We start from the raw sequence: 26,434 nt of genomic DNA, 5'->3' as shown, positions 1-26,434 counted from the left end.
TATAAATTTGTACTCACAATGAATAGAAATGGTGTATCGTACTTGTATGATACACCGTTTTTATATATACTTGTATATGAATGCATAAAACTATTTCATAGCGTGTAGACCGTACAGAATGCCTATAGGCTATAAAGTAGTTATAGATACAAATATTCTTACATAGGTATAGGAAACTTGAGCGAAAAGCTCACTAGATTAAATAGGAGTGTATATGTTAATACAAGATAAACATGCAGTAGAGCAACGGTTGTTAATTCAATCGGCCATACTCATGTCATTTGTGGCTATAGGGGGCACTATGATGGGGGTCTTTAGCGGATCTAGTGCCATCTTGCTAGATGGGGTCGTGTCCTTTATTGCCGTGATTATTAAAGTGATGATGATCATCACATCCCGATTAGTATCAAATGAAACAAGCAAACGCTTTCAGTTTGGCTATTGGCAGTTTGAACCCTTAGTGTTGATTGCAGAAGGTAGTTTTACCTTGTTGATTGTAAGTTATGCCTTTTTATCGGGACTGACGGATTTATTGGGTGGCGGTCGTGCTGTTCATGTGGGACCAGCTATCATCTATGCTACAATTTTTACCATTGCTGATACGTGCTATTATTTCTATGTGCACCAAATCAATAAAAAATTACAATCTAATTTGGTAAAATTCGATAATATTAGCTGGTCCATCGATGCTATGTTAGAAGCTGGGATTTTAGTTAGCTTTTTAGTGGCTTTTGGGCTAGAACATTTTGGCTATGCAGAATGGGCGGTCTACGTGGATCCTATTGTGCTCATTATTTTATCGTTACAAATGATGCCGTCTGCTTTAAAAATTATCATTCCATCGGTGAAACAAATTATGGGTGTAGCGCCTTTGAAATTACATAATCGAATCCAATTTATTATGGATTCTTTCATGGAAAAGTATAAATTTAAAGATTATGTCACTAGTGTACAAGCCTATGGGAATGTAAAAATGATTGAAATTGATATTTTAATTCCTAAGAATTTCCCAAAACAAACCATTGTAGAATTAGATGAAATTCGCAATGAAATTGACCTTGCCATTGGTGGTGACCCTGCAGAGAAATGGGTGACGATCACATTTACAGCTACGAAAAAGTGGATGGCAAAAGATTATTTATTAGATGAAGAAGATGAAGATTGAGATTAATAACTATCTTCCGATGAGGAGACAACAGTGGATTATGTATTGACCATCATGGAGACATATGGGTATGCAGCCATGTTTATTTGCATGGTGCTAGAAAATGCGAACATTCCGATTCCTAGTGAAATTATTTTAGGGTTCGCAGGGTATTTAGTATTTCAAGGCGTATTTGATTTGAATACGGCTATTATTATAGGTGTTGTAGCGGGTATTGTGGGTTCTATATTATCCTATTGGCTAGGGGAATATGGTGGCAGACCTGTATTGATGAAATATGGGAAATATATCTTATTTAGTGAAGATAAATTTAGTGCTGCAGAAAAATTGTTCAATCGCTATGGTGGTGCCGCTGTGTTTATTGGCCGTTTATTACCAGGGGTGCGTACATTTATTTCCTTCCCTGCAGGAGTGGCTAAATATCCGATGACCCCCTTTGTGATTTGGACTACTTTGGGCACAATCCCTTGGACTATCTTGCTAGTTTGGCTAGGTATGAAATTAGGAGAACATTGGAAAGACTTAATTGAGTATAATCATGAACTATTAATTGCTATGATTGTAGTCTTTGTAATAGTAGCTGTAGTATATGGTTTGAAATACTGGAAACGTCGTAAACAATAGGGAGATGCTTATGAAATTACATCGTGTAACCTATGTAGTATTTCTCTTTTTCTTAGGAGTTTATGTACTAGGGAACCATCTATTACCAGTGTCGGATCCAGTAGAGTCGAATTACGCTTTAACCGCAAAAGAGATGGTTCTTTCCGGAGATTGGTTGTCTCCACAAATTTATGGGCACTATTGGTTTGATAAACCAATTATGATTTATTGGCTATTAAGTTTGTCCTATTCTGTATTCGGTATGACAGACTTTGCAGCACGTTTTCCGTCAGGTCTTTTTGGGGCTTTATCAGTGGCTATGGTTTACCAAGGGGTGCGCACCCTAACAGGGCAACGATTAGGCGCTTTGTTATCAGCATTCATATTAGGCACATCTCTCATCGTATGGACCATTGCCCATGGTATCATCACAGATATGGTGTTGTTATTTGCCACGGTAGGTACCTTTTATTACGCCTATCGTGGACTATTAGTTAAGAATCCATGGTATATGGTAGTAGCCTATGGCTTTGCGGGGATTGCAGTATTGACGAAAGGCCCTGTAGGGCTGGTATTACCGGGATTGTTGTTCCTGATTTATGCAGGGGTTAAACGATCTTGGTCTATGATGAAAGCTTTATTTCCATGGCAAGGTATCCTCATACTCTTAGCTATAGTCTTGCCTTGGTATGGATATATGTACCATACTCATGGTATGGAATTTATCAATGGGTTTTTAGGACTTCATAATATAACGAGAGCGACCCAATCTGAACATCCCGAGGTAAATCATTGGTGGTATTATCTACCTATTTTCCTAGGGGGCTCTCTCCCTTGGACGGGGGCTATTCTATATGGTATGTATCGGGGTTGGAAAACAAGAACTGATGCCTATCTATATACCATGATTATGGGATGGGGAACGATTGTATTTTATACGGCTATGGCTACAAAATATCCGACTTATGCCTTTATTTCGGTGATTCCTTTCAGCTTGTTAGGAGCTTTTGGGATTATTTCTTTGAAAGATGCCAGTCACCGTGCTTGGTGGTGGGTATTGGGACCGACTTTAGTATTATGGTGGGCTCTTGGGATTGGAACATTCTTTGCACCTTGGGGCTTTTGGTGGATTCTTCGAGCTGTTGTCGTAGGTCTTACCTTATTCCTAGGTGGGTGTTATTGGTATCGGAAACGATTGATGATGCCTTTCACAGTGGGGATGGGTACCTTGGTAGTACTAGGTATTGTGCTTATGGAAGGGTTGGTACCATTCTTGGGCTTGCGTTCTTCTGTGACCTATCATGAACAGATACGCAGCTTTCATGGACCTGTGTATTATTATGGGGAATATGCGGCGTCAGTGCCGTATTATTTAGATGTGACACCAGTGCGAGTAGAGCCTAGTCCAGAACGATTGGCGAAGTATAATGTACAGCGCAGTGCGAAGTGGAACGGTAAGAATGTGATGCCTCAAATTGAGGAACAAGAGTTATTTAAACGCTTGCAATCTGGGGAACGGATGCTCATAATTACCAATAAAAATTATGGTAAAGAATTAGAGGAATCTTCAGTAGGTCAATATTTAGAACGTGATGAAAGTAGTTCTAAGGTAGTACTATTGCATTCCAAATAGTGAGGTATCTATGTCAGTAGAACGATTGATGCGACAATTAAAAGGATTTTCCAGTCCCTATGTGTATAATCCTTGGAATGATTTTGATGAACGCTATGATACTAATCAGAGAGCGAGCTCCATTCGGAGAAAACAGTTACAAGCCTATTTGGAGCAGCGATTAGAGCGTGCTAAAATTCTCATCATAGCAGAAGCGGTGGGCTATCAAGGAGGGCGATTTACAGGGATTGCTATGACCTGTGAAAGAATGCTCTTAGGGCATCACCCTACGGTAACCCCATCTATGGTGTTTACTGGATTGGAGCCGAAACGAACTAGTAATCCAAAGAGCGAGTATATTATAAAACCGACACAAAAAGAAAAGGGCTTTAATGAGCCTACTGATTCTGTGGTGTGGAATGCCATGTTAGAAGCTAATATAGAACCTTATGAAGTGGTGTTGTGGAACATTTTTCCATTTCATCCCTTTAAAGGAATAGATGGCTTGACGAACCGGACACCTACAAAGCAAGAATTAGACTTAGGGTGGACCTATACGAAACAGCTCTTAGATTTGTTCCCTAGGGCACAGATCCTTGGAGTGGGTCAAAAAGCGAGTCTTACCTTGGCGGAGTATGGGGTAGAAGTACAAGCTACCTTGCGCCATCCAGCCAATGGAGGAGCGGGGCTCTATAAAGAACAATTTAGGGAATTTTGTAAAACCTTATAGAGTGAAAAGCCGTGGCGCTTCTAAAAAGACGAAAAGCCGCAGCGCTTCTGAAAACTGCCCTACGCGAAAGTTTTCAGTAAGCACTACGGCTTTTCTTGGCGTTGTTTTGTGGAAGTTAGTTACCAATGTGCATTTTCGATGAATATTTTTGGGGACTACGGCTTTTTTTGCGGTGTTTATGGGGTTAAAAATCTGACTGCTTTAAAAACTGTCTATGCTGATGTTTTTAATGAGTACCATGGCTATTTTCTGACAATTTGTGAAGTTAATAGGTAATACAAAAAATCCTACTATCGATAATGATGGTAGGATTTTTATATAGGAATTTCAGGGAAGCTTTGTTATAGGCTCTTTTGTATTGGTAGTCTTTGCAATACTTGGATAACTCTTTGTAATTCTTCTTCTGTGTGTGAAGCGGTTACGGTTAAGCGCAATCGTCCGGTGTTGACAGGGACTGTGGGAGGGCGAATGCCACTGAGGATAATGCCTTCTTTTTTACATTGGAGACTGGCTTCTAATGTATCTTCGTTAGAGCCGATGATGATAGGAAATATCGGTGTATCATCGCTGCTAGGGATTCCTAGTGATTGCAAGGCGTTGTGCATATATTCTGTATTGCTTCGCAGTTTTTGATATACACTAGGTTCCTCTGCTAATACTTCTAGGGCGCCGATGCTAGCCCCAATGTCAGCAGGGGACAAAGCGGTGGCAAAGATGAAGGGACGACTGTGGTTAATGATATAGTCGATGATGGTTTGGCTACCGCAGACGTATCCTCCGATGGACCCTAAGGCTTTACTCATAGTGCCAGTGGTGATGATACGTGGGTTTTCACAGTGAAAGTGATGCGCTGTACCACGGCCTTCACCAATGACGCCAGTAGCATGAGCATCGTCTACAATAAGTAGGGCATCGTAGCGTTCTGCAAGTTCAAATAGTTCAGGTAAGGGAGCTATATCCCCATCCATGCTGAACACTCCATCAGTAATGATAAAACGCATACTATAGTGCTTAGATTGGCTTAATAAGGATTCTAGGACTGCCACATCCTTGTGAGGATAGACTTGTACTTTAGCGCCGCTGAGACGACATCCGTCGATGAGGCTAGCGTGATTCAATTCATCACTAAAAATAATATCTCCTTTATGAACTAGGGCAGAGATTGTTCCTAGATTTGCCATAAACCCAGCTGTGAAAGTGAGTGCCTTTTCACAGTCTTTCCACTGTGCGAGACGGTGCTCTAGTTCTTGAAATAAAGGGAAAGAACCAGAGGTAAGGCGAGCGCCACCAGAACCAGTGCCATATTGTTGGATGGCCTGTAAGGCTCGATCTTTCACGTGGGGATGATGGGTTAAGCCTAGGTAATTATTTGATGCCATCATTAGATAGGTGGAACCTTCATACATAACATGAGTAGCATCGATAGGAGTATAGGTGCGAGGAGAACGAAATTGTGATTCCTCTTGGCGCTTGACTAAGGCTTCGGAGTATCGATTAAACATGGTGAATCCCTTTCGTTGTGACCCACGTAGGAGTGGATGTAAAATACTGTATTACTTCTTCTATCGGTGCATCGTCAGTGATAAAGAAGGCGCGACCACCAATAGGACTACCATAGACTTTCATAGGGCTTAACCGATGGTAGGTAGTGCCATAGGACACATAGCCCGTCGTATACTCTGGATCATCGGACCAACATAGTTCACCTAGTACGTAAGGCGATGCGAGGACCTTGCTTGCTAGGATGAGAGCCTCCCTAGAATGGATGGAAGAACAGTCATAATATTGCAAATGGTGGTGTATGTCTGCATCTGATTCGGCATCCATACGGGACACGCGTACTGTTTGGGGGTATACCTCACCAGTAGTAGCATTGACGAGCCAAGCACCACTTATAGTTTCTGTGTTTTGGCTGAGTTTGATAAAAGCCTTTTGAATCGCCTGTTCATGGATCTGTGCTTGTTGTAATAGTTGGGTAGCTACCCGATGAGAGTCCTCGATTGTTTCTGATTCTGTAGTAGCCACCATGAGAGCAGGGACTTTCACGATGGAGTCATCAGGAATCTCATCAATTTGTAAATTGATAAAATCTGGACGACCTTTGCTGTGTTGTAATGCTCGTTGTAAAAATTCTTCTGAAATGCGTGATAAGGATTCTAAAGAGACGAGACGTTCAGCTCCTGAAATATGAGAACCTCCTTGTTCATGAGGACCTCCCTTAGCAGCGCGCATACGAATGCTGTAAACCATAAGTGACTAACCTTGATGCGCTTTCAATGTAGTAGCCAAGCGTGGTAGACGTCGCAAGATACTATAGAAGATAGGGCTTACAATGACTGTGAAAATCATGCCAGGTACTGCCATCATAAGCATAGGAATGACCATTTTGCCAAAGGATAAACCAATGGTGATACGGGCAATAGCAGACGCAATAGGACCAGAGATAAGAATAGACCACATGCGATTTTTACCAATCCATAAGATGAGTCCTACGATGAGGCGGAATTGCATGGCAATGGCAACATTTAGCAAGTTTTGTGTGCCCAATACAAGACCAATCAAACTAGAAAGACAGCCGCAGATGATGTACTTGCGGAATCCGAAGGCAGCGCAAATTGCTACCGCTAAAGGAGCAGATAGTTGGAACTCTACACCGGAAATTAAGTTGGGAATTTTGATGCCTCCTAGAATTGTCATCATCGCCGTTAAGATAGCGATCTCTGCAATTGTGTGAATACTTACATTTTTCATTTTGTGACCTCCTATTGTAAACTTTCAAAAACCTTACTTCGTTTACATTATAAAGCGCAATTGCATATAGTGCAATATTCAATTGCAAATTTTATGGATTAGGGAGAGGCGCCTTAGTTGCTTAGGGTGGATTTTCTATAGTATAATAAAGGTAATTATTTTGATCGGCTTATGAACCTTATGGGTTCCCAAATGTTTCACAGTAGAAGTATGTATAGAGGGTATATGCTTTGCTGTGTAGAAGAATGTGACATAGATAGTGAGAAAGGTTTCTCACAGTGTTTTGCTGTATGAATACGAACAGAAATAGATACTTATTTGTGCTTACATGCCGATACATGCTTAACCATCTGAGGGTGGGATTATATAGTCTTGGACTATGGTAGTATGTATAGACAGTACGACTATAGTCCTGTAGGAGGAAATTTTGAATATACAAGAAGAAAGAACAAATATAGCTGCACCGGTAGGTGAAGCTACGCAACAACGACCACGTTCTACAACACGTACACGCCGCACGACGGGTCAAAATCGTCGTACCACTGTGAAAGCTGAGGGGGAACGTACCAGTCGTCCGCGTCCACAAGGCGATAATGGCGAGCGCCGTCAATCTAATCGTGGTCCGCGTAAACCACAACGTGCCAATACAACTGTGGAAAAACATGAACAAATAAATCGTTCCCATGTGCGAAAAGATAAATTGCAAATCATTCCATTAGGTGGTCTAGGTGAGATCGGTAAAAATATGACCATTTTCCAATATGGCGATGATATTGTCGTGTTAGATGCGGGTTTAGCATTCCCAGAAAATGACATGTTAGGGGTAGATATTGTAATCCCTGATATGAGTTATTTAATCGAGCATAAAGATAAAGTACGTGCCGTGGTGATTACTCATGGTCATGAAGACCACATTGGGTCCTTGGCGTATTTATTAAAAGAAGTGAACGTACCTGTGTATGCTACGAACTTAGTATGTGGCTTGATTGAAGGTAAGTTAAAAGAACATCATGTAAAAGCTAAAAAATTACAAGTTGTAAAAGCTGGTGATGAATTTAAAATTGGCTGCTTCAAAGTGGGCTTTATCCAAACAAATCACTCTATTCCAGATGCATGTGCCATCTTTTTAGAAACTCCAGTAGGTACTGTGGTACATACGGGGGACTTCAAAGTGGATCAAACTCCTGTAGATGGGAAATTGATGGACGTTCACAAATTTGCAGAACTTGGTAACAAAGGCGTATTGGCGCTTATGTCTGACTCCACTAATGTGGAAAAGCCAGGGTTCACTCCATCTGAAAGTTCTGTAGGACCAGCGATTATGCGTGCTGTCGCAGAAGCTACGGGTCGTGTTATTTTAGCTACTTTTGCATCTAATGTGTCCCGATTGCAACAAGCTATTGATGCAGCGGTAGCTACAAAACGTAAAGTAGTGGTATTAGGTCGTTCCATGGTAAATGTTACAGAAATCGCTCAAGAGCGTGGTTACTTAACAGTGCCAGAAGGAACTATCATCGGTGATGATGAAATGAATCGCTATCGTGCTGATGAAATTATGATCTTAACAACGGGGTCTCAAGGGGAACCAATGGCAGGTCTATCTCGTATGTCTACAAACAATCACCGTACCGTAGAGATTACGCCAAATGATACTGTTATCATCTCCGCTACACCAATTCCAGGTAACGAAGCGGCCGTAGGACGTACCATCGATAACTTATTGCGCCAAGGTGCTCATGTAGTATACGGCAAGGATCGTGGTATTCACGTATCTGGTCATGGTAGCCAAGAAGATTTAAAAACTATGTTGAATTTGGTGAGACCTAAATTCTTTATCCCAGTTCATGGTGAATACCGCATGTTGAAAAAACATGGTGAACTGGCTGTGTCCATGGGAATTGTAAAACCTAGCAATGTCTTGGTAGGTGATAATGGACAAATTTTTGAGTTTACTACTCGTACAGGTCGTTTAGCAGGTCGTGTGCCAGCTGGTAAAGTCTTTGTGGATGGATTAGGTGTAGGCGATGTAGGTAACATCGTTATCCGTGATCGTCAGCAATTAGCGCAAGAAGGTATGGTTGTGGTTGTTATGGCAATGGACCGTGCTTCTGGTACGATTGTAGCGGGACCAGATATGTTATCTCGTGGCTTTGTGTATGTTCGTGATGCAGAAGAATTATTAAGTGAAGCACAACGTCGTGTAGATGCAGCAGTAGAGAAGTGTGAAATGGATCATATCAAAGATTGGACAACGATCAAAACTGTGGTGCGTGACACATTAGGAAAATTCTTCTATGAAAAAACACGTCGTCGCCCAATGATTCTACCAATCATTCAAGACGTATAGAGAATATGATATAATAGGCATATGACGAAAGTCATATGTCTATTTATTGTATTGGCATAGAACTATGTTGCACCTTTGGGGCGAGACATAGTATGGGGTTAGTATATGAATCAAACAAGTACAAAGTCCGTCGTAGAGTCTGGTATCTTAACGGCATTGATGATTGTCTTTGCCATGATAGGTCTCAGTGTACCTATGCTTGGATTTTTTGGATCTATTTTTGTGCCTATGACGATTGCCATTGTAGGTGTACGTCATGGTTTTCGTTGGAGCCTATTATCTGTTGTATCAGCGATTATAGCCATTGCCTTTTTATTAGGACCTTTGACGGCCATAGTAGAAGGGGGAGTCTTTGGTGTGATTGGTATTTTAATCGGTTATGGATTAAGCAAGCACTGGTCGATTTCTAAATTGTTGATGATTCCTGCTGTGGTATTAATGCTAGCAGTAGTAGTTCAGTTTTGGGCATCTGCTTTGGTGATGCAGGTAAGTCCTACAGAGATGTGGTCATCTTTGGAAGAACAAATTACAGTATCCATGCAAGATATGTATGTGCAGCAGGGGCTTTCAGAGGAACAAGTGACAACGGCGATGACCGCCTTACAAGATCAAATTGAAATCATGAAAAAAGTATTGATTGCAGGTTTATTTTGCTCTGGTGTGGCTATTTCTTATATTATTAATCGTCTTACGTATATTGTGCTCAGTCGTATCGGTACTTACCATATTCCTGAAATGCCTACTATCAAAGGTTGGCGTGTACCAGATTGGGCATTACATATTTTTTTAGTGGGTGTCATTTCTTATTTTGTGAAACAATATATTCCGCTCCTTGAATATGTAGGCTATAATTTGATGTACTTAGGTGGTATAATGCTATTTATACGAGGTATATCTTGTGCTTGGCGTATTAGTAAAAGTTATCATCCACCGAAGTTTGTACCGTGGATTGTACTAGGTTTATTTATTATGATGTCACAGTCTGCCGCTATATTAGGGGCTCTAGATGTGTTCTTGCACCTAGAGGAACGATGGGGCAGACGAAGTGAGTGAAATTAGAGGAGGTAGTATGGATATACAAACTGAATACAGTTCTATTGAAATTACTGCTGCCGTTCTCATTCTTATCTTATTAGGTATTATTTTCTATTTGAATTGGCAACTAGCCATGTTGGCTTGTATAGTGGTAATCGCTGCGTATTTGTACGTGGGACGTACCATTCGAAGAGGACGACATTTTAGAAAAGCTCAATTTGACTGTATGGCAAAAGGGATTACACAGGCATCGACCTTTGCATTACAAAATTTACCCGTAGGGATTGTTATCATTGATGAACACAATGTGATCTGCTGGAGTAATAGCGTATTTAGAGATTGGTTACCTAGTGATTCCGATAAAACAATAAAATTAAGTGGATTTATTCCTACTTTGCGGATTGATAAATATTGGGGCAAGTCGGGATTCTTTCACGAAGAAATTGATGGTAAATATTACCGTGTATTATATAAAACGTTGGTAGCTCCGAAGTCTAATTATTCCGATGTTAATAGCGATGAACTAGAATCGTATATGGCATTTTATTTTGATGACATAACAGACATCGAAGTGGAGAAACAAAAAGCGATTTCTATGTTACCAGCTCTTGGCTTTATTGCTATGGATAATATTGAAGATTTGCGTTCTGGTTTGAGCGATATTGAATATACACAATTGTGGTCCGATATGAACCGATTGATTGTGACGGAAATCGATCAACATGATGGTTTTATTCGCAATGCTACAGAAGATACGTATACCTTTAGTATTAGTAAGGCCGCTATGTTGCACATGATGGAATCGAAATTTAGTTTATTAGATAAGATTCGTGCTTTAACTACATCGAAACATATACCTCCCACCATCAGTATGGGTATTGCTTTGACAGAAGATACTGTGAAAGTACAAGGAGAAAAGGCAAAAGCAGCTTTGGAGATTGCTTTAGGACGTGGTGGCGACCAAGTTTGCGTATACCATGGTGAAGAAGTCAAGTTTTTTGGTGGAAAATCATCAGGAAATGAAAAGAATACTCGTGTCCGTGCTAGGGTGGTATCTCATGCATTGCATGAAATTATGTTGGATTCTGATCGTGTGCTTGTGATGGGTCATGATCGGGAAGATTATGATAGTATTGGTGCTTCTGTAGGCGTAGCAGCGATGGCAAGAGCTCTTAAGAAACCCGTGCATATTGCCTTGAGTTCGCATCCTACAGCAGTTCGTAAATTAGTAGAAGTATTGGTAGAACATCCAGATTTTCAAGGTCTAATTATTGATGAAGAAGAAGCAGCTCAGTTTGTAACAGATAATACAGTTGTGATTGTGACAGATGTGCATCGTTCTGAGATGGTGGCAGCTCCATCAGCTTTGAAAAAGGCAAATCGTCGTGTTGTCATCGACCATCATAGAAGGGGTTCAGACTTTATTGAGTCTCCATTATTGACCTATTTGGAACCATCTACATCATCTACTAGTGAACTGGTAACAGAGTTAATTCAATATTTCCCAGAACATGTAGAGATTAAGCATATTGAAGCTAGTGGTTTATATGCAGGTATTGTAGTAGATACAAAAAACTTTGTGGTCCAAACAGGGGCACGTACCTTTGAAGCAGCCTCTTTCTTGCGCCGATCAGGTGCAGATGTATCCTTAGTACGTCATTTATTTATGGATAGCTTTGAAGGTATGCGTATACGTTCTGCTATGCTAGCTTCTGCAGAAGAAATAGAAAATATGGCTTTTACAGAGGCACCACAAGATGCGAAGAATGCAACAGTGATAGCAGCTCAAACAGGTGATAAATTAATTACGCTAGAGGGTATTGAAGCTAGTTTTGTATTTTATGTATTGCCAGATGGTGGCATTGGAGTCAGTGCTAGGTCACAAGGCAAGTTAAATGTACAGTTAATTATGGAATCTGTCGGTGGCGGAGGTCATCGTACCGTGGCGGGCGCTCAGATTTACAATATGTCTATGAAGGAGGCGCGTCAATGGGTGACTGAAGTAGCCGTATCCCATATGACAGAATTACAAAGAGAAACGAAGGAGGACTTAACATGAAAGTAATTTTATTAGAAGATGTTAAAAAAGTTGGTAAACGTGGCGAAATCATAGAAGTTTCTGAAGCTTATGGTCGCAATGTGCTTATTAAAAAAGGTGTTGGCCTTGAAGGAACTCCTCAGAATTTGAACAACGCGAAACAAAAATTGGGGGCTCAAGCTCATAAAAAACAAGTGGACTCTGATGAAGCTACTGTATTGGCTAGCCAATTGTCGAAAGTATCTATTACAATCCCTGTAAAAATGGGAGATGGTGGCCGTGTATTCGGTTCTGTAACAGGTAAAGATATTTCTGATGCATTGCAAGCGCAAGTAAAAGTTGATGTAGATAAAAAGAAAATTGACTTAAAAGAGCCAATCAAAACATTGGGTACTCATGAAGTGTTAATTCGAGTGCATCCAGAAATTACAGCTAAGATTACTGTAGAAGTAGTTGCAGGTTAATAGAAAGAGGGGCTAGGCCCCTCTTTTTTGTATAAAATATGTAATTGTATATAGGGAGAGTATGTATGTCAGGACGGATACCACCGCATAGTATAGAAGCAGAACGAGCCGTACTAGGAGCTATTTTGCTCAATAAAGATGCCTTTGATGCAGTTAGCTCTATTGTAAAAGCAGAAGATTTTTACAGTGATAATCATCGTGTAATTTATGAAGCGATTGCTAGTATTGTAGGAAAAAATCAGCGAGCAGACTATGTTTTATTATCTGAAGAATTAAAAAAATCCCAAAAATTAGAGGCTGTAGGAGGTATTTTATACCTTACAAATCTTACAACAGATATTGTAGATGTATACAATGTAGAAGATCATGCAAAAATTGTGAGAGATAAAGCCCATTTGCGTAAACTTATTCATGTAGCGAATGCAGTGGAATCTATGGCCTATCGTGAAGAAGAAGAGACAGAAGATATCGTCAATCGAGCAGAACAAATGGTATTAGATGTAAGCGGCACCACCAAAGGAGAATCCTCGTTTAGTTCTATGCGAGATGTGGTGTATGAAACGATTGATCGTATCAATGAATTACAACGGCATAAAGGGATATTGACTGGCGTATCTACGGGATTTAAAGATTTAGATAACTTGACTAGTGGATTGCAAAAATCGGATTTAATTTTAGTAGCAGCCCGCCCTTCTATGGGTAAAACAGCATTTACATTGAACATTGCTCAAAATGTAGCTATGAAATCGAAGAAAAATGTAGCCTTTTTCTCTCTAGAAATGTCTAAGACACAGCTTGTAGCCCGTGTGTTGGCAGCTGTGGCAGGTATTAACTCTGGACGAATCCGGAATGGTCAATTGAGTCAAGAAGATTGGGGAAAAGCAATTAGTGCCTTGAATGATTTAGCAGAAGCTCCCTTATATATTGATGATACTTCAGGTTTGACGCCACAGTTAATGAAGAAAAAATTGCGCCGTTTAATTCAAGAGCATGGTGAATTAGGACTTGTGGTGGTGGACTATATTCAGCTCATGGAAAATGGCGGTAAAAAAATAGCGGATAATCGCCAACAAGAAGTATCTGCCATTTCTCGACAATTAAAAATTATGGCACGAGAATTTAATGTGCCATTGATTGCCTTGTCACAGTTAAGTCGTGGTGTGGAAAGCCGAGCCGATAAAACGCCGATGTTAAGTGATTTGCGTGAATCTGGCTCTCTAGAACAAGATGCGGATATCGTTGCTTTCTTGAATCGTGAAAATTATCAAGATACAGAAGATACTAGTGATGGTGTAGAAACACAAGTTATCATCCGTAAGCATCGTAATGGTGAGTTAGGGATTGTAAAACTATGGTTTGAAGGGGCATATACACGGTTTAGAGATCTGGCGTATCGTGAAGATGACCCTGGTATATAGAAGTAGGAGGGAGAGCTAATGAAAGAGACTTGGAAACGTATGCTGTGTGCAGCAGTGTTGACTATGGGTATTACATCTACAGGAATACTTACAGTAGAAGCTCATGGATTGTGGGAGGCTCTTGGTAAAAGTGTATTAGGAGGCATTTCTGTGCATCAACATTTGAGTGATCTAGACAATACAGAAAAAGGGCAACAAGAAATGTTGGAAAAAACAAAAGACCGTACAGGCGTCTATGATAATTACGCCTATCAAATGCGAGCGAAGCGTATTGTGGATGAGCTTTCAAAATCACCTCATGTGAAACGCAGTTATGTGGTGTACGTTAACCCAGATGAAGATTTCAATGCATTTATGACCTTTGGTCGAGTTATGTCTATTAACAAAGGCACTATGGATTTACTAGATGATGATGCTTTAGCGGCAGTAATTGGTCACGAGTTAAGCCACGGTGAGCATAAAGATTTAGTAAATGGAGCCAAAAAAAGTAGTATTTTATCTACCGTTATTGGAGCGGCTACCTTTAATTCAGGAGATTTAGGCCAAATTGCGGCTGGACTTACGGGAAAATATTTAGATAGCCAAGTATTTACGATGTCCCAAGAAAAAAATGCTGATGAATTAGGATTCATGATATTGTCGGATTCCTCCTTCAATGTAGGTGGGGCAGCTCTTGCCATGGAAGTGATTAAAAATAAATACGGCGATACGTATCGTGAGGGATTTGGTAAAATTTTAAATCCTAATGATCATCCCAAAACATCGCAACGAGTATTGGATAATTTACAACGCTTATATGCATACTCTGGAAATCATGTAAAAGTAGAACAACAAACCGTAATGATCAATGGAAAACCTGTGTATGAAGGTACTCCAAAAGGTAATTATACGGCACCTATGCGAGCTTATTTAGTAGCTGGTAAACTAGCTAGATTATATCACGATAATACTATTGGTGGTGCTCGTGTAGATGGCTCTACAGTGGCTATTGGTTCTACTAATATTGTGACTATGCCAACCTATGAGGCAGCCTTTCATATAGCAAAACAAATGAATGCAGCTATTAGTGATGAGTCTGGTGTAGTAGCAGATAATAATAAAAAAGACAAAAAGGACAAAAAAGATAAAAAAGATAAAAAAGATAAAAAAGATAAGAAATAAAGAGTACATAAAACTAACCGTTATAGTAGACTATACAATAGGTCATTATTATCGATAGATATCGATAGAGAAAAACGATAAATATAGATGTTCTTTTATGGAATTCGATATAGATATGAATATATATGGACTTATGAGGAAGAACATAAGTGAAGCATAACTAAAAGTAATGATTGCTTTAACCTTATAAAATAGCTGTTTTTAGGTTATTTTTTAAAGGAATTAATTAAATTGTCTCTTAACTATGCATATATGATAAGAGTAAAACACCTATAACAAGGGGATTTCTATTCCATGTGGTGTACATGTGTGCTATAATTTACGTATCAAGAGTAGTGACAATCTGTTGAGGAGTACTACAAGATGTCACAATTTATTTTATGGTTAGGGAAAGAGGTTTTAAAGATGGGAAATTTTGTTTACATCCAAGAAGAAAAACTTAACGCATTCTGTCAAGACGCATTTGAAGGATTTGGCTTCAGCCCTGAAGAAGCTGGCATCATTAAAGACGTATTGATGATGTCTGACATGTACGGTATCCAATCCCACGGTATGCAACGTGTAGTTCGTTACCACAAAGGTATTGAAAAAGGTCTTATCGATATTAAAGCAAAACCAGAAGTAGTATTCGAAACTCCAGTGTCCGCAGTTGTTGAAGGCCATGATGCAATGGGTCAATTAGTTGGTCATTTCGCTATGGAATTAGCAATTAAAAAAGCTAAAGAATCTGGTATTGGTATCGTATCCGCTCGTAACTCTAACCACTATGGTATCGCTGGTTACTATGCTGATCTTGCTTTAAAAGAAGGCTTAATTGGTTTCTCTTGCACTAACTCTGAAGCAATCATGGTTCCTACATTTGCTCGTAAAGCAATGCTTGGTTCCAACCCAATCGCTTTCGCAATGCCAGCTGAACCATACAACTTCTTCTTCGACGCTTCTACAACAGTAGTAACTCGTGGTAAATTAGAAATGTACAATAAATTAGGCAAAGAATTGCCTAACGGTTGGGCATTAAATAAAGACGGTAAAGCATCTCAAAATGCTGCAGAAGTATTGGGCAACATCTCCGACCACGTTGGTGGCGGTATCATGCCTTTAGGTGGCAACACTGAACAATTAGGTTCCCACAAAGGTTATGGTTACGGTATGCTTTGCGAAATCTTCGCATCTATCTTCTCTCAAGGTGGTACATCCAATAAATGTATGACTGGTGGCCGTTCCAATATTTGTCATGGTTTCATGGCTATTAACCCAGCAATCTTTGGTAACCCAGAAGAAGTTAAAAAACACTTCTCCACATTCTTACAAGAACTTCGTGAAGCTCCTAAAGCTGAAGGTGCTGAACGCATCTATACTCATGGTGAAAAAGAAGCAGAAGCTATCGAAGTTTGCCGTAAAGAAGGTGTGCCAGTTATCGACAAAACTGTGGCAGAATTGTTCGACGTATGTAACTTGTTGAAATTGGATCCTAAAAAATACTTCGGCGACTATGAACCACCTAAAGCAGTTGCTTCCAACTACTAATTTGCAGTTCAATAGCTGACAATTACAAATCTTTATCGATGCAGAATCAGTAGTTTTGTATCCCTAAGGAATACTTCTTAGAGACTGGTAACAGTCAACATCTTTGAACATATGAGAGAGGGAATCTGTGGATTTCCTCTCTTTTTGTTTATATCACACTGTGCGTATGCTAGAATTGAATTACAGTGATTCACACTATAGAAAGGGATTGTTAATATGGATATATTTTTAGCAGTCTTGCCGATCCTATGGCTTATCGTAGCATTGGCAGTATTAAAAATGCCTGCATGGAAAGCATGTTTGGCAGCAGCAATTGGTACATATATTTTAGCTGTATTCTACTATGGAGAAAATGCATATATTATGTACACAGGAGCTATGGAAGGTGTAGCTCTTGCAGTTTGGCCAATTCTTTTGGTTATTACAGCAGCAATTTTTACATATCAATTAGTAGTTCATACAAAAGCTATGGAAACTATTAAAGTTATGTTATCTTCCGTAACTAGTGATATGCGTATCTTAGCCGTATTGTTAGCATGGGGCTTTGGTGCTTTCATGGAAGGTATGGCAGGTTTCGGTACAGCCGTTGCGATTCCAGCAGCGATGATGGTAGCAGTAGGATTTGATCCATTGAAATCCATCTTGGCTTGTTTAGTAGCAAACTCCGTACCAACTACATTTGGCTCTATTGCGATTCCAACAACAACATTGGCATCTTTGACTGGTCTACAACCAGCTGAATTGGGTACATTCATTGCAGTGCAATTATTCTTCTTAAACGTAATTACTCCATTCTTCATCGTAGGCATCATTGCGGGCGGTGTGAAAGCAATTAAAGGTGTATTTGTACAAACTTTATTAGCTGGTTTAGCATTGGCGATTCCTGAATTATTGATTAGCATGTATGCAGGTGGTCCTGAGTTAGCCGTTATGGGTTCTTCTATTGTAATCATGGGTGTCATCATTGCTATCGCAAAATTAATGCCTGTTAATGATCCAGAATACAAAGTTGAAACTGGCGCTGCACGTACAGTATCTGCTAAAGAAGGTTTAATTGCAGCATCTCCATTCATTTTGATTTTCATCTTGTTAATTGGTACATCTAAATTGGTGCCAGCTGTATATAATGCTTTGATGGTATTTAAAACATCTGTACCTATCCATGCTGGTGTAAATGCAAAACCTTACACATTCGTTTGGATTGCGACTCCTGGTATCATGATTTTCATTTCCGCTTTAATTGGTGGTTTTATCCAAAAAGCAGGTCTTGGAACTCAAAAACAAGTATTAACTAATACTTTCAAAACTTTGAAATTAACGTATGTAACAATCATTTCTGTAGTAGTAACTGCAAAATTGATGACATACTCTGGTATGACTGGCATGATTGCGAATGCATTAGTAGCTGCTACCGGTAGTATGTACCCTGCATTTGCTCCTGTAATTGGTGCATTGGGTGCCTTCTTGACAGGTTCTGGTACAAATGCGAACGTATTGTTCGGACCATTGCAAACAGCAGCGGCTCATCAATTGACACCTGGTCATGATACATTAGCATTGTGGTTGGCAGCAACTAACTCTGGTTCCGCTGGTGTTGGTAAAATGTTCTCCCCACAAAGTATTGCGATTGCCATCGGTGCCGTAGGTCCTGCTCTTAACACATTCATCGAAGAACACAAAATCGATGCACAAAAAGCTGACCAATTACGTCATTCCATCGATGCAAGTTCCATCATGGTTCATGTAGCTAAATACTTCTTGTTATACTTAGTTATTTCTGGTATTTTTGCTTACTTTGGTCAAGAGTTCTTCCCACAATTGGAAGGTATCTTAACAATGGTTAAGCACTAATTACTATCTAGCATACTAAAACAGATAAAGAGACAACATTTCGGTGTTGTCTCTTTTTGTATTTGGGCTCTTTGTCAAATGTGGGGAAAGTTCCTAGCACTAGCTATTTAAATAGCTAGTGCTATTTTTTGCTCAATAGAAGCATACGAACTCTGAATCATTCAAAATGACGTACCTCATAACTTATTCTCTTTAATACTTTAATTTTGTTATTACATCCTTCTAAAGGTTAATCTAAGTCCATACGCCAGGCGTAGGTCATTGGATATACGCAATATTTCTAGTAGCTTTGCTCGCTCGAGAGCTCAATCTACCAAACGACACACATGGTAACGATCTGCCACGATATGCGCATGAAGGAATATAGTTTGTATCACTAACTTAAATAGTAAAGACATATCCATAACAACGTATTTAACCTGCTCTCTAGCTTCTATAGAAAAGGCCTTATCTGAACTAAAAACCTTATGCAAATAACTTAAAACCACTAAAAAGATGATGATTAAAAAAATAGTCTGCGAGAGCAGGCAGGTACAATTTCAGCTAAAGGCAATCTACAAGGATAATGGAGATACTATTGTAGGTAACTGTGACAGCACCTTCTTTCTTAGTGGAAAGGAAAAGATCGCACTTAAAGCGCTATCTAAAACACTGGGTAAAGAAACTATCGGCCTATTTAACACATCAGAAACACGCTCCAATGCTAATAGTTATGGACTCAATTACAAAAGACAGGAAAGGAGCTGATGAGCCAAGATGAGATAACAGTTATGAATGGCAGTAAATGTATTTTCCAACTTCGAGGTGTAAGATCATTTTTATGACTATTGCAATTTGAATATCTAAATGGTATAATGTTATCAACAACGTTGTTAATAACATTGATACGAGGTGATAAAAATGGATGTGAACTTTTTATTGGAAATAGCAATTAAAGAAACGATAAATTTAAAGACGAATGAGGTATTTTTACTTAGAGAATTATTTAAGGGTTACGAATGGAATAGGATAGAAAGAAAAGATAGATTATTGTTGGGATCTCTTTTTCTGAATTACGTAAATAGCGAGAATTCTAATATAAAAATATTAGAAAAGACATCTTCAGGACAACAAAAATATATTATTATAAATTAACACGTCATAATTGCTCTTAAATCAGATTATCTTCATGCCAACATCTAGATTGGAAGATAGCTATAACATTTAATACAAGATTGCTTAAAGGTCAGTTAAAGCACCTTATAAATACATTTTATATAAAACAGACATCTACTCTTATATGAGTAGCCCCAACATTTAGTATAGATCCTATATATATCGAAATTTGATATAATGTAGTAGATGAGCATATAGGATACTCTGTGTAAGGATATAAAGGGTTACTAAAGCTCATGTAATATTCATAATAATTTCATAGAAGGCTCATATTTTTTTCATGCTTTTTTCATATATAAAAGGTAAGATATAAGCAAGTTAGAAATAACGAATATTCCTTAATAGAAAAATAAGACACGATGCATAGGGCACGTGAAGGAGGAAATTATGAAAAAAATGTTTCGTTTAGGAGCTGCTGTAATGGCTCTAGGTGCAGGACTTATGATGGCAAGTGGTGTAGCAAATGCTGCGAAAGTACAAGGTGTTCCTGCGGATCAAATGGCAAAAATTAATTCTTGGAATGGTGTAGGTAGTGTGGTACCTAGCGTATTACCATTGAGTGATGTAGATTATAAAGGGGTTGTAACAACTTTCAAATCCTTATATCCAGATGCACAAATTGTAGGTATTTCTTATGATGGAAAACATAATCCAACCTATGAAGTAGATGGTATTGTGGACGGTCTAAAAATTGAAATGCATATCCGTGAAAATGGAGATATTTTAAACACAGAAGTAAAACCAATGAAACAAGGTAAACATATGAAACAACAAGGTTCCATGATGTATGGGCAAGCTATGAAAGGTAGCCATAGTATGTCTAAAGCCTTTGATGTGAATGATATTATCATGCCAGAAGTAGCAGAAACAAAAGCTCAAGAAAAAGTGGGCGGTGCCTTTGAAGCCATGGATTGGTCTGTAGAAAAAGAACATGGTCGTCTAGTATATGAATTAGATATGATCGATGGCAGTGGTAAAGAAGCTGAAGTCAAAGTAGATGCAATGACTGGCGAAGTTATCAATGTAAAAGCAAAAACTAGCAAATACTAATCTTAGTATTATTCTCCTTAAAACTCCCTTACTATATAAATACAAATAACACAAACATAACACAAACAACATAAATACCCCCCTTTTTAAGACGTCACTGGTTTCGTTATGAAACCAGTGGCGTTTCTTTTACTAGCAAAAGGAAGAGCACGACATATTCCTCCACAAACTGATACAGTGGTTAGGTTTGCTCCGGAACATGTCCTGCTCTTCTAGTATTACTTTATTTAGACAAAAAAGGAACGCCACTGGTGTTCTACACGCAACGGCGTTTCTTAGGGAATTGATAATTATTTTAATCTATATCAACGAAATGTAAAAATGCGCTATACTATAAATATAGAAGATCTATCAACGTGAGTTGGGCTCATCTCTTCCTAACTAATGGGAGGAGGTGATACTATGACACCATTCGAGTTTTTTAGTTTACTAATACAATTTGGAATGTTGGTTATAGCATTTTTAACTTACTTAAATATGTCAGTGAAAAGCCTAACGTCAAGATAAGTATTGCAAGTACTTAACACGTTAGGCAAATCAAATTTCTAGTATTTGAGATGAGCCTAACGCCTAAGACACGTTGATGGCTCTTCTTTTATTATGTTTAGTGTAACATAGTTTGTCGCGTAAGGCTACTTATTTTATTATAGGTGGTACTCTATTATGAATGACATATAATATTGCCATAGTATATACATGAATGAATTTGTCAAAATATAGTGCAACCAATATAGGTAGATGGTACCTTAAAATGACCGTTTGCCTAGTTTTGGGTGCTTACATGGTTTTAGTGTATATCGATCGATGATACGGCACGCTTCGTCTAGGGTTAGGTCTTCTTTTGTAGGCCCTTGTTCGAATATGCATCGAGGGTCGCTGGAGCCAACTTCTCCGGCGGGTAGGTATAGGTATTCTGAGTTATGAGGGTCACCAAAGATGTACCCTGCTTGTAAGTGTTCTTTGTGGATACGGCTCATGGTATCTCCTTCATCATAAAATTAGCAGCATCTGCTGAGACTAAGTGTAATTGTGTATGCCCCCAATGAGAAGGTACTTTTTGAAATGATGCTTTGTCATGTAAATGACCAAACACGCAGTGATCTACTTGGTACTGTTCTAGTAGGTCCGTAAATCCATTGGCATGATTTTCTAAGGTGGGTGGATAGTGCAGTAACAGTATGCGTGTTATCTGAGATGGGTCATCACCACTTTCAGTAATAGCAGTTTCCATAGCGTCTAGAGCTGCTTTAGTACGGATTAATTCCCGCTCATAGATGTGGCGGTCATCAGCTTCTTTAAAGAAAGGGTCTTGTGGATAGATATAGCCTTTCGTGCCACCGAAGGCGATGCCATTATGGTACAAACCTCTACCTTGTAAGAATGTGATACGTCCTTCCATAAGAGTATTCATTTTTTGCAGGCTTGTCCACCAATAATCGTGATTGCCACGAATCATAAACTTTTTCCCAGGCAGGGTTGCAATGGTATCTAGATCTACCTTTGCATCACTAAGGCGCATAGCCCAAGACATATCACCTACTAGAAAGACTAGATCATCAGGCTCTATATGTTCTCGCCAGTGTGCTTGGATACGTTCCCAGTGGTTATCCCAGTGTGGACCGAAGATGGTCATAGGTTTTGTTGGTGGTTGCCCAGATAGGTGTAAATCGCCAATGGCAAAAACTTTCATTAAACCTCCAAAGAATTGTGTAAATATGACTGTATATGACGGATGACCTCTAAGGCGCGTGTTTCATGACACACTTGTGGAATTCCATAACCGATGAAAAGTGGTGATGTTATATAGCGTGGCACAATTTTTAGATAGTGATAACCGTCATTTATATCGTAGAAAAATAGATTATAAGATTTTACATATTTAGAAAATCCTTCTAATACATAGCGTAAGGTACGTTGTAAATACTTGGCTAATATGGATGTATCTAATTGGGGATCAAACCGCATATTAAATTCAAAGAATCCATGGATAGGATGATTGGATAAGGTTATACGAAGACCATCCTCTTCATAGATGATCCATCCTTTAAAATGTTCTCTGTGAATATCTTCACGGTAATCATAGTCCTCTAGGCCAATGATTTGGCTGTGAGGGTGATAAATAGAGCCTCCAGACATGGGGCCGTAATTTTTAAAGAATAAGACGGAGGTAAAACGAGGGTCGGATTTTACCTCTTCCCATTTCATTCTCCCAAACTCTAAAATATGGACCGCATCTAACAAGGGCAATTTAGAATATTCTGTATGCACATGGGGTGGAGTTTCGATGATAACTGTAGGCCATGTGTGTTTTAATACAGGGTATTTATTCATGAGCCAAATGATGGACCCAGATGTATCTAGTATATCGGTTAATTGCGAGGGTTCGCAAAATGGGCAGTGCCTGTCGCGATTGTGCATGCTGTTGGGCTTTGTTTGTCCCAGAGCAATATCAAAAATTAATGGTTCTTTCATAGTTCACCTCACTATTACTATAGTATCATAGGGGGCGAGGTTTATGAAAGTGTGAAACATGATATAATAAAAAAAGAATAGGAGGAACTAATGAGACCTACAACATTATGTTTTCCAAAACGGGAAAATTTATTTTTATTAGGACGTAAAAAACGCGGCTTTGGAGCCGGCTATTATAATGGATTTGGTGGTAAAATTGAGGATGGTGAAAGTTTCCGTGCTTGCGCCGTGCGAGAAGTCTTCGAAGAAGTATCCTTACTGGTGAAAGAAGAGGACCTACAGGCAGTGGCGCTATTGGACTTTCAGTTTCCTTACTCACCGGAGTTGAGCCATATTAGTTATGTATATATGGTAGAACAATTTCAAGGCATTCCTTTGGAATCAGAAGAGATGGAGCCTCATTGGTTTACGTTGGAGAACACTCCCTTTGACCATATGTGGGCTGGTGATGAAGAGTGGATTCCACGGGTTTGGCGTGGCGAGAAGTTGAAAGGTATCATTACTTTCAAAGAAGATAATAGTACGATAGAATCCATGCAATTTATAACTGTAGAAAAGGTGCTAGAAAGCGACGATGTAGACCGTATGACGGCTTGGATATATGAGGGCATGAAGTGAAACAAGTAGAACAGCAAAGCCAAGTGGCATGGACGAGACATTTATTAGATTGGTATGATGTGCATAAGCGTGATTTGCCTTGGCGTGAAAGTAAAGACCCCTATCGGATTTGGGTGTCGGAAGTGATGTCTCAACAAACTCGAATTGAGGCCATGCGTCCTTATTTTGAAAACTGGGTAATACAATTTCCAACACTTGAAAGTTTAGCTAGTGCCGAAGAAGATACGGTGGTTCGCGCATGGCAAGGTTTGGGGTATTATTCTAGGGCTCGTAATTTGCATCAAGGTGTGAAAGAAGTGGTGGAAACCTATGGGGGACAAGTACCGAGATCGCGGAAGGAAATGGAATCTTTAAAAGGCGTAGGCTCCTATACAGCTGGGGCAGTACTCTCCATTGCGTATAACCTTCGTGAACCTGCTGTCGATGGGAATGTACTTCGTGTCTATGCTCGTCTATACAATATCCACGAAGATATTTTAGGGACCGTAGGGAAAAAAGTGATTACTTCCTTGGTAGAGGATACTATGCCCTACGATCGACCAGGCGACTTTAACGAAGCCCTTATGGACTTTGGGGCATCTATTTGCATTCCTAAAACACCTCGTTGTGAGGCCTGTCCGTTAGTACAGGATTGTGCAGCAAAAGCAGTAGGAACAGAGCAACAGTTACCTATACGGATTAAGAAAACAAAGGTACAATCTGTCCAATTATACGTAGGGATTATTTCTACAGTAGATGGGTACTACCTATTGCATCGAAGACCCAAAGAAGGATTGCTGCAGAATATGTGGGAGTTTCCCAGCGTAGAAGGTGGCACAGCAGAGAGTCGCAAAGTAGAATTAATTGAGGGGTTACAATCCATTGGGGTTACCGTCACTATGGAACGACCTATGGCAAAGGAAGTAACCCATATTTTTAGCCATCGCAAATGGACGATGAAAGGCTACCGAGGAGAAGCTACAGAGGTGGCAATAGATTCGTCGAATACAATTATGCTAGAAGGTGATGAAGCGGTGCAACAAGCTATAGCAGAAGGTCAGATTATTCCTCTGAAGGAGGATTGGATTCTCTGTCGTAAAGAGGCCTTTCACGTCTTACCTTGGGCAGGGCCTCATGGTAAATTCATTGATCTTTGTTAATCTATACCGAGGAGTGATATAGATGAGAATATATATATTAATAGGAATCTTGGTGCTTGGAATGGCTCTTTTTGGAACTATGACAGGATACTGGGTAGCCTTATTTAGAAACGGTTCGAAACGAAAGGGACTAATCTATGGTGGTGTACTGGGGTTAGCCCTTGCAGTAGGAACGATTGTCCTACAACGTCTTATGTACAGTATCCATGGTGGTATGGTGATGGATCTAGTGCGCCCGGTCCTAATCGAACTGAATGGATTGGTTGTAGCACTGTTCGGCAGCTTTGCAGTATTGACGATCTTCGGTGTATTCTATGGACTTATGCGTTTAGGGGCTCGCTCTGACAGCGGGGATAGTCCTATCGACGAATCACGGAGGAATTTCTTTAAACGTACTGCTGTGGTGGTACCTGCTGTAGTAGGTGTCACAGGATCAGTAGCGGCCTTTCAAGGGAATGGTGAACTACAACTACGCAAGATACAATTGGCTTTGAAAGATAGACCAGAGGTGCTGAAAGGATATAAAATTGGACAACTCAGCGATATTCATATAGGCCCTTTCATCGGCATGGATAAGTTGAAAGAAATGGTGGATGCCATTGCTAGTGAACACCCGAATCGACTGGTTATCACTGGAGATTTAATCGATGATTTGGGGTATCTTGATGAAGTGGCAGATTATCTAGATAGCCGTGTACAAGATTTTCCTGATGGCATTGATTATATTTTAGGAAATCACGAATACCGTGTCGATGTAGAGCGTGTGTGGAAGCGGTTACACCAAACGAAGATGCATATGTATCGCAATAGCCATCAACAGATATTCGGTGGACCTCGCCCTGTGTATTTAGTGGGCATGGATTACCACTTTAAAGATGATGTGCAAGAGGAAAACGTACGCTTGTTGGACAAAGCCATGAAAGGTATGCCCGACAATGCATATCCTATCTTGTTGGCGCACCATCCGAACTATATCCCTGAAGCATTTCGTAGACATATCCCATTAACCTTATCTGGACATACCCATGGTGGACAGATCAATCTGTGGAGCGTGAACCTAGTGCCAGTGTACAAGCCATATTGGAAAGGACTCTACGAAGAGCAAGGATTATTTGCCTATGTAAGCCGAGGGTCGGGACATTGGTTCCCTGTGCGGTTGAACTGTGCTAGAGAAGTGACCGTGTTTACTGTTTTATAAAGATCTGGATATCTTATTTATGTTGTAAAATTGATTAGTTAATATTTTGCAATACGTAAAATTTTGTTATACTATAGATGTTACCTCCCCAATACTGGTG

The 26,434-nt window shown here is 39.6% G+C and carries 25 protein-coding genes and 1 pseudogene; 19 read left to right on the top strand and 7 right to left on the bottom strand.

Translation table 11 applies throughout. The features are described from left to right. The first annotated feature begins 214 nt into the window (after positions 1–214). The 4 genes from EO119_RS04640 to EO119_RS04625 are packed head-to-tail and all read left to right on the top strand — an operon-like array spanning position 215 to position 4,110. Positions 215–1,165 carry a cation diffusion facilitator family transporter gene (locus EO119_RS04640; RefSeq protein ID WP_009353188.1) on the top strand — a complete coding sequence of 317 codons (951 nt, stop codon included), beginning with the start codon at positions 215–217 and terminating at the stop codon, positions 1,163–1,165. Between the two features lie 54 nt (positions 1,166–1,219). Beyond that, positions 1,220–1,789, top strand: coding sequence for a DedA family protein (locus tag EO119_RS04635; protein ID WP_371666343.1), 570 nt, complete (start codon positions 1,220–1,222; stop codon positions 1,787–1,789). Positions 1,790–1,799: 10 nt separating this feature from the next. Further along, a complete protein-coding gene (locus tag EO119_RS04630) occupies positions 1,800–3,401 on the top strand; it encodes a glycosyltransferase family 39 protein (RefSeq protein WP_126940832.1) in 1,602 nt (533 codons plus the stop codon). Positions 3,402–3,411: 10 nt separating this feature from the next. Further along, a complete protein-coding gene (locus EO119_RS04625) occupies positions 3,412–4,110 on the top strand; it encodes a uracil-DNA glycosylase (protein WP_126940831.1) in 699 nt (232 codons plus the stop codon). Between the two features lie 341 nt (positions 4,111–4,451). On the opposite strand, the gene bioF is transcribed toward EO119_RS04625, so the two are convergent. From bioF to EO119_RS04610, 3 genes are read right to left on the bottom strand one after another with little or no spacing between them, the layout of a single operon-like run. Continuing rightward, on the bottom strand, positions 4,452–5,612 hold the full coding sequence (gene bioF, locus EO119_RS04620; RefSeq protein WP_126940830.1) for an 8-amino-7-oxononanoate synthase: 1,161 nt from the start codon (positions 5,610–5,612) through the stop codon (positions 4,452–4,454). Beyond that, complete coding sequence (locus tag EO119_RS04615; protein WP_126940829.1) at positions 5,605–6,360, bottom strand: 6-carboxyhexanoate--CoA ligase; 756 nt, start codon at positions 6,358–6,360, stop codon at positions 5,605–5,607. The genes bioF and EO119_RS04615 overlap by 8 nt, the downstream gene beginning before the upstream one ends. 6 nt (positions 6,361–6,366) lie before the next feature. Next, positions 6,367–6,861, bottom strand: a complete 495-nt coding sequence (locus EO119_RS04610; RefSeq protein WP_126940828.1) for a hypothetical protein — start codon at positions 6,859–6,861, stop codon at positions 6,367–6,369. A gap of 427 nt (positions 6,862–7,288) precedes the next feature. Here EO119_RS04610 and EO119_RS04605 point away from each other — a divergent pair, with 427 nt between their 5' ends. From EO119_RS04605 to EO119_RS04570, 8 genes are all read left to right on the top strand, one after another. Then, complete coding sequence (locus tag EO119_RS04605; protein ID WP_126940827.1) at positions 7,289–9,208, top strand: ribonuclease J; 1,920 nt, start codon at positions 7,289–7,291, stop codon at positions 9,206–9,208. 105 nt (positions 9,209–9,313) lie between these two features. Continuing rightward, positions 9,314–10,261: a YybS family protein gene (locus EO119_RS04600; RefSeq protein WP_126940826.1), complete on the top strand. Its 948-nt coding sequence runs from the start codon at positions 9,314–9,316 to the stop codon at positions 10,259–10,261. A 16-nt stretch (positions 10,262–10,277) separates the two neighbouring features. After that, positions 10,278–12,302, top strand: a complete 2,025-nt coding sequence (locus tag EO119_RS04595) for a DHH family phosphoesterase (RefSeq protein WP_126940825.1) — start codon at positions 10,278–10,280, stop codon at positions 12,300–12,302. Then, the gene (gene rplI / locus EO119_RS04590) at positions 12,299–12,745 is read left to right on the top strand and encodes a 50S ribosomal protein L9 (RefSeq protein ID WP_009353218.1); all 447 of its coding nucleotides are present in this window, start codon (positions 12,299–12,301) and stop codon (positions 12,743–12,745) included. Before EO119_RS04595 ends, rplI begins: the two co-directional genes overlap by 4 nt. 65 nt (positions 12,746–12,810) lie before the next feature. Further along, on the top strand, positions 12,811–14,163 hold the full coding sequence (gene dnaB / locus EO119_RS04585; protein WP_062403557.1) for a replicative DNA helicase: 1,353 nt from the start codon (positions 12,811–12,813) through the stop codon (positions 14,161–14,163). Positions 14,164–14,181: 18 nt separating this feature from the next. Beyond that, on the top strand, positions 14,182–15,324 hold the full coding sequence (locus tag EO119_RS04580; RefSeq protein WP_126940824.1) for a M48 family metalloprotease: 1,143 nt from the start codon (positions 14,182–14,184) through the stop codon (positions 15,322–15,324). A 405-nt stretch (positions 15,325–15,729) separates the two neighbouring features. Further along, complete coding sequence (locus EO119_RS04575) at positions 15,730–16,851, top strand: Ldh family oxidoreductase (protein WP_062403699.1); 1,122 nt, start codon at positions 15,730–15,732, stop codon at positions 16,849–16,851. Between the two features lie 216 nt (positions 16,852–17,067). After that, positions 17,068–18,702: an L-lactate permease gene (locus EO119_RS04570; protein WP_062403562.1), complete on the top strand. Its 1,635-nt coding sequence runs from the start codon at positions 17,068–17,070 to the stop codon at positions 18,700–18,702. Between the two features lie 305 nt (positions 18,703–19,007). On the opposite strand, the gene EO119_RS04565 is transcribed toward EO119_RS04570, so the two are convergent. Next, positions 19,008–19,100: a transposase gene (locus EO119_RS04565; protein WP_240632825.1), complete on the bottom strand. Its 93-nt coding sequence runs from the start codon at positions 19,098–19,100 to the stop codon at positions 19,008–19,010. A 130-nt stretch (positions 19,101–19,230) separates the two neighbouring features. On the opposite strand from EO119_RS04565, the pseudogene EO119_RS04560 reads away from it, so the two are divergent. From EO119_RS04560 to EO119_RS08280, 4 genes and pseudogenes are all read left to right on the top strand, one after another. Continuing rightward, positions 19,231–19,523: pseudogene (locus tag EO119_RS04560) on the top strand (TraM recognition domain-containing protein); the annotation flags it as partial. A 79-nt stretch (positions 19,524–19,602) separates the two neighbouring features. Continuing rightward, entirely contained in the window at positions 19,603–19,836 is a 234-nt protein-coding gene (locus EO119_RS04555; RefSeq protein ID WP_126940821.1) for a single-stranded DNA-binding protein, read from the top strand. Between the two features lie 408 nt (positions 19,837–20,244). Next, a complete protein-coding gene (locus EO119_RS04550) occupies positions 20,245–20,907 on the top strand; it encodes a PepSY domain-containing protein (RefSeq protein ID WP_126940820.1) in 663 nt (220 codons plus the stop codon). A gap of 384 nt (positions 20,908–21,291) precedes the next feature. After that, positions 21,292–21,414, top strand: a complete 123-nt coding sequence (locus EO119_RS08280) for a putative holin-like toxin (RefSeq protein WP_371666342.1) — start codon at positions 21,292–21,294, stop codon at positions 21,412–21,414. Between the two features lie 239 nt (positions 21,415–21,653). Here EO119_RS08280 and EO119_RS04545 read toward each other — a convergent pair whose 3' ends face one another. From EO119_RS04545 to EO119_RS04535, 3 genes are read right to left on the bottom strand one after another with little or no spacing between them, the layout of a single operon-like run. After that, positions 21,654–21,884 (bottom strand): hypothetical protein, encoded by a 231-nt coding sequence (locus EO119_RS04545; protein ID WP_038144502.1) that lies wholly within the window; start codon positions 21,882–21,884, stop codon positions 21,654–21,656. Then, the gene (locus EO119_RS04540) at positions 21,881–22,597 is read right to left on the bottom strand and encodes a metallophosphoesterase (RefSeq protein WP_126940819.1); all 717 of its coding nucleotides are present in this window, start codon (positions 22,595–22,597) and stop codon (positions 21,881–21,883) included. Before EO119_RS04540 ends, EO119_RS04545 begins: the two co-directional genes overlap by 4 nt. After that, on the bottom strand, positions 22,597–23,379 hold the full coding sequence (locus tag EO119_RS04535; RefSeq protein WP_126940818.1) for a DUF4931 domain-containing protein: 783 nt from the start codon (positions 23,377–23,379) through the stop codon (positions 22,597–22,599). Before EO119_RS04535 ends, EO119_RS04540 begins: the two co-directional genes overlap by 1 nt. Positions 23,380–23,469: 90 nt before the next feature. Between EO119_RS04535 and EO119_RS04530 the strand changes: the two genes are divergently transcribed. From EO119_RS04530 to EO119_RS04520, 3 genes are read left to right on the top strand one after another with little or no spacing between them, the layout of a single operon-like run. Further along, positions 23,470–23,997 carry an 8-oxo-dGTP diphosphatase gene (locus EO119_RS04530; RefSeq protein ID WP_062403579.1) on the top strand — a complete coding sequence of 176 codons (528 nt, stop codon included), beginning with the start codon at positions 23,470–23,472 and terminating at the stop codon, positions 23,995–23,997. Then, positions 23,994–25,136, top strand: coding sequence for an A/G-specific adenine glycosylase (gene mutY / locus EO119_RS04525; RefSeq protein WP_126940817.1), 1,143 nt, complete (start codon positions 23,994–23,996; stop codon positions 25,134–25,136). The genes EO119_RS04530 and mutY overlap by 4 nt, the downstream gene beginning before the upstream one ends. Positions 25,137–25,158: 22 nt before the next feature. After that, on the top strand, positions 25,159–26,334 hold the full coding sequence (locus EO119_RS04520; RefSeq protein ID WP_126940816.1) for a metallophosphoesterase: 1,176 nt from the start codon (positions 25,159–25,161) through the stop codon (positions 26,332–26,334). Positions 26,335–26,434: the final 100 nt, after the last annotated feature.

Source organism: Veillonella sp. CNR 79/14, from assembly GCF_003992185.1.
GTDB lineage: Bacteria > Bacillota > Negativicutes > Veillonellales > Veillonellaceae > F0422.
The sequence above is the reverse complement of the archived record's forward strand: the minus strand, read 5'-3'. Positions and strand labels throughout refer to the sequence as shown.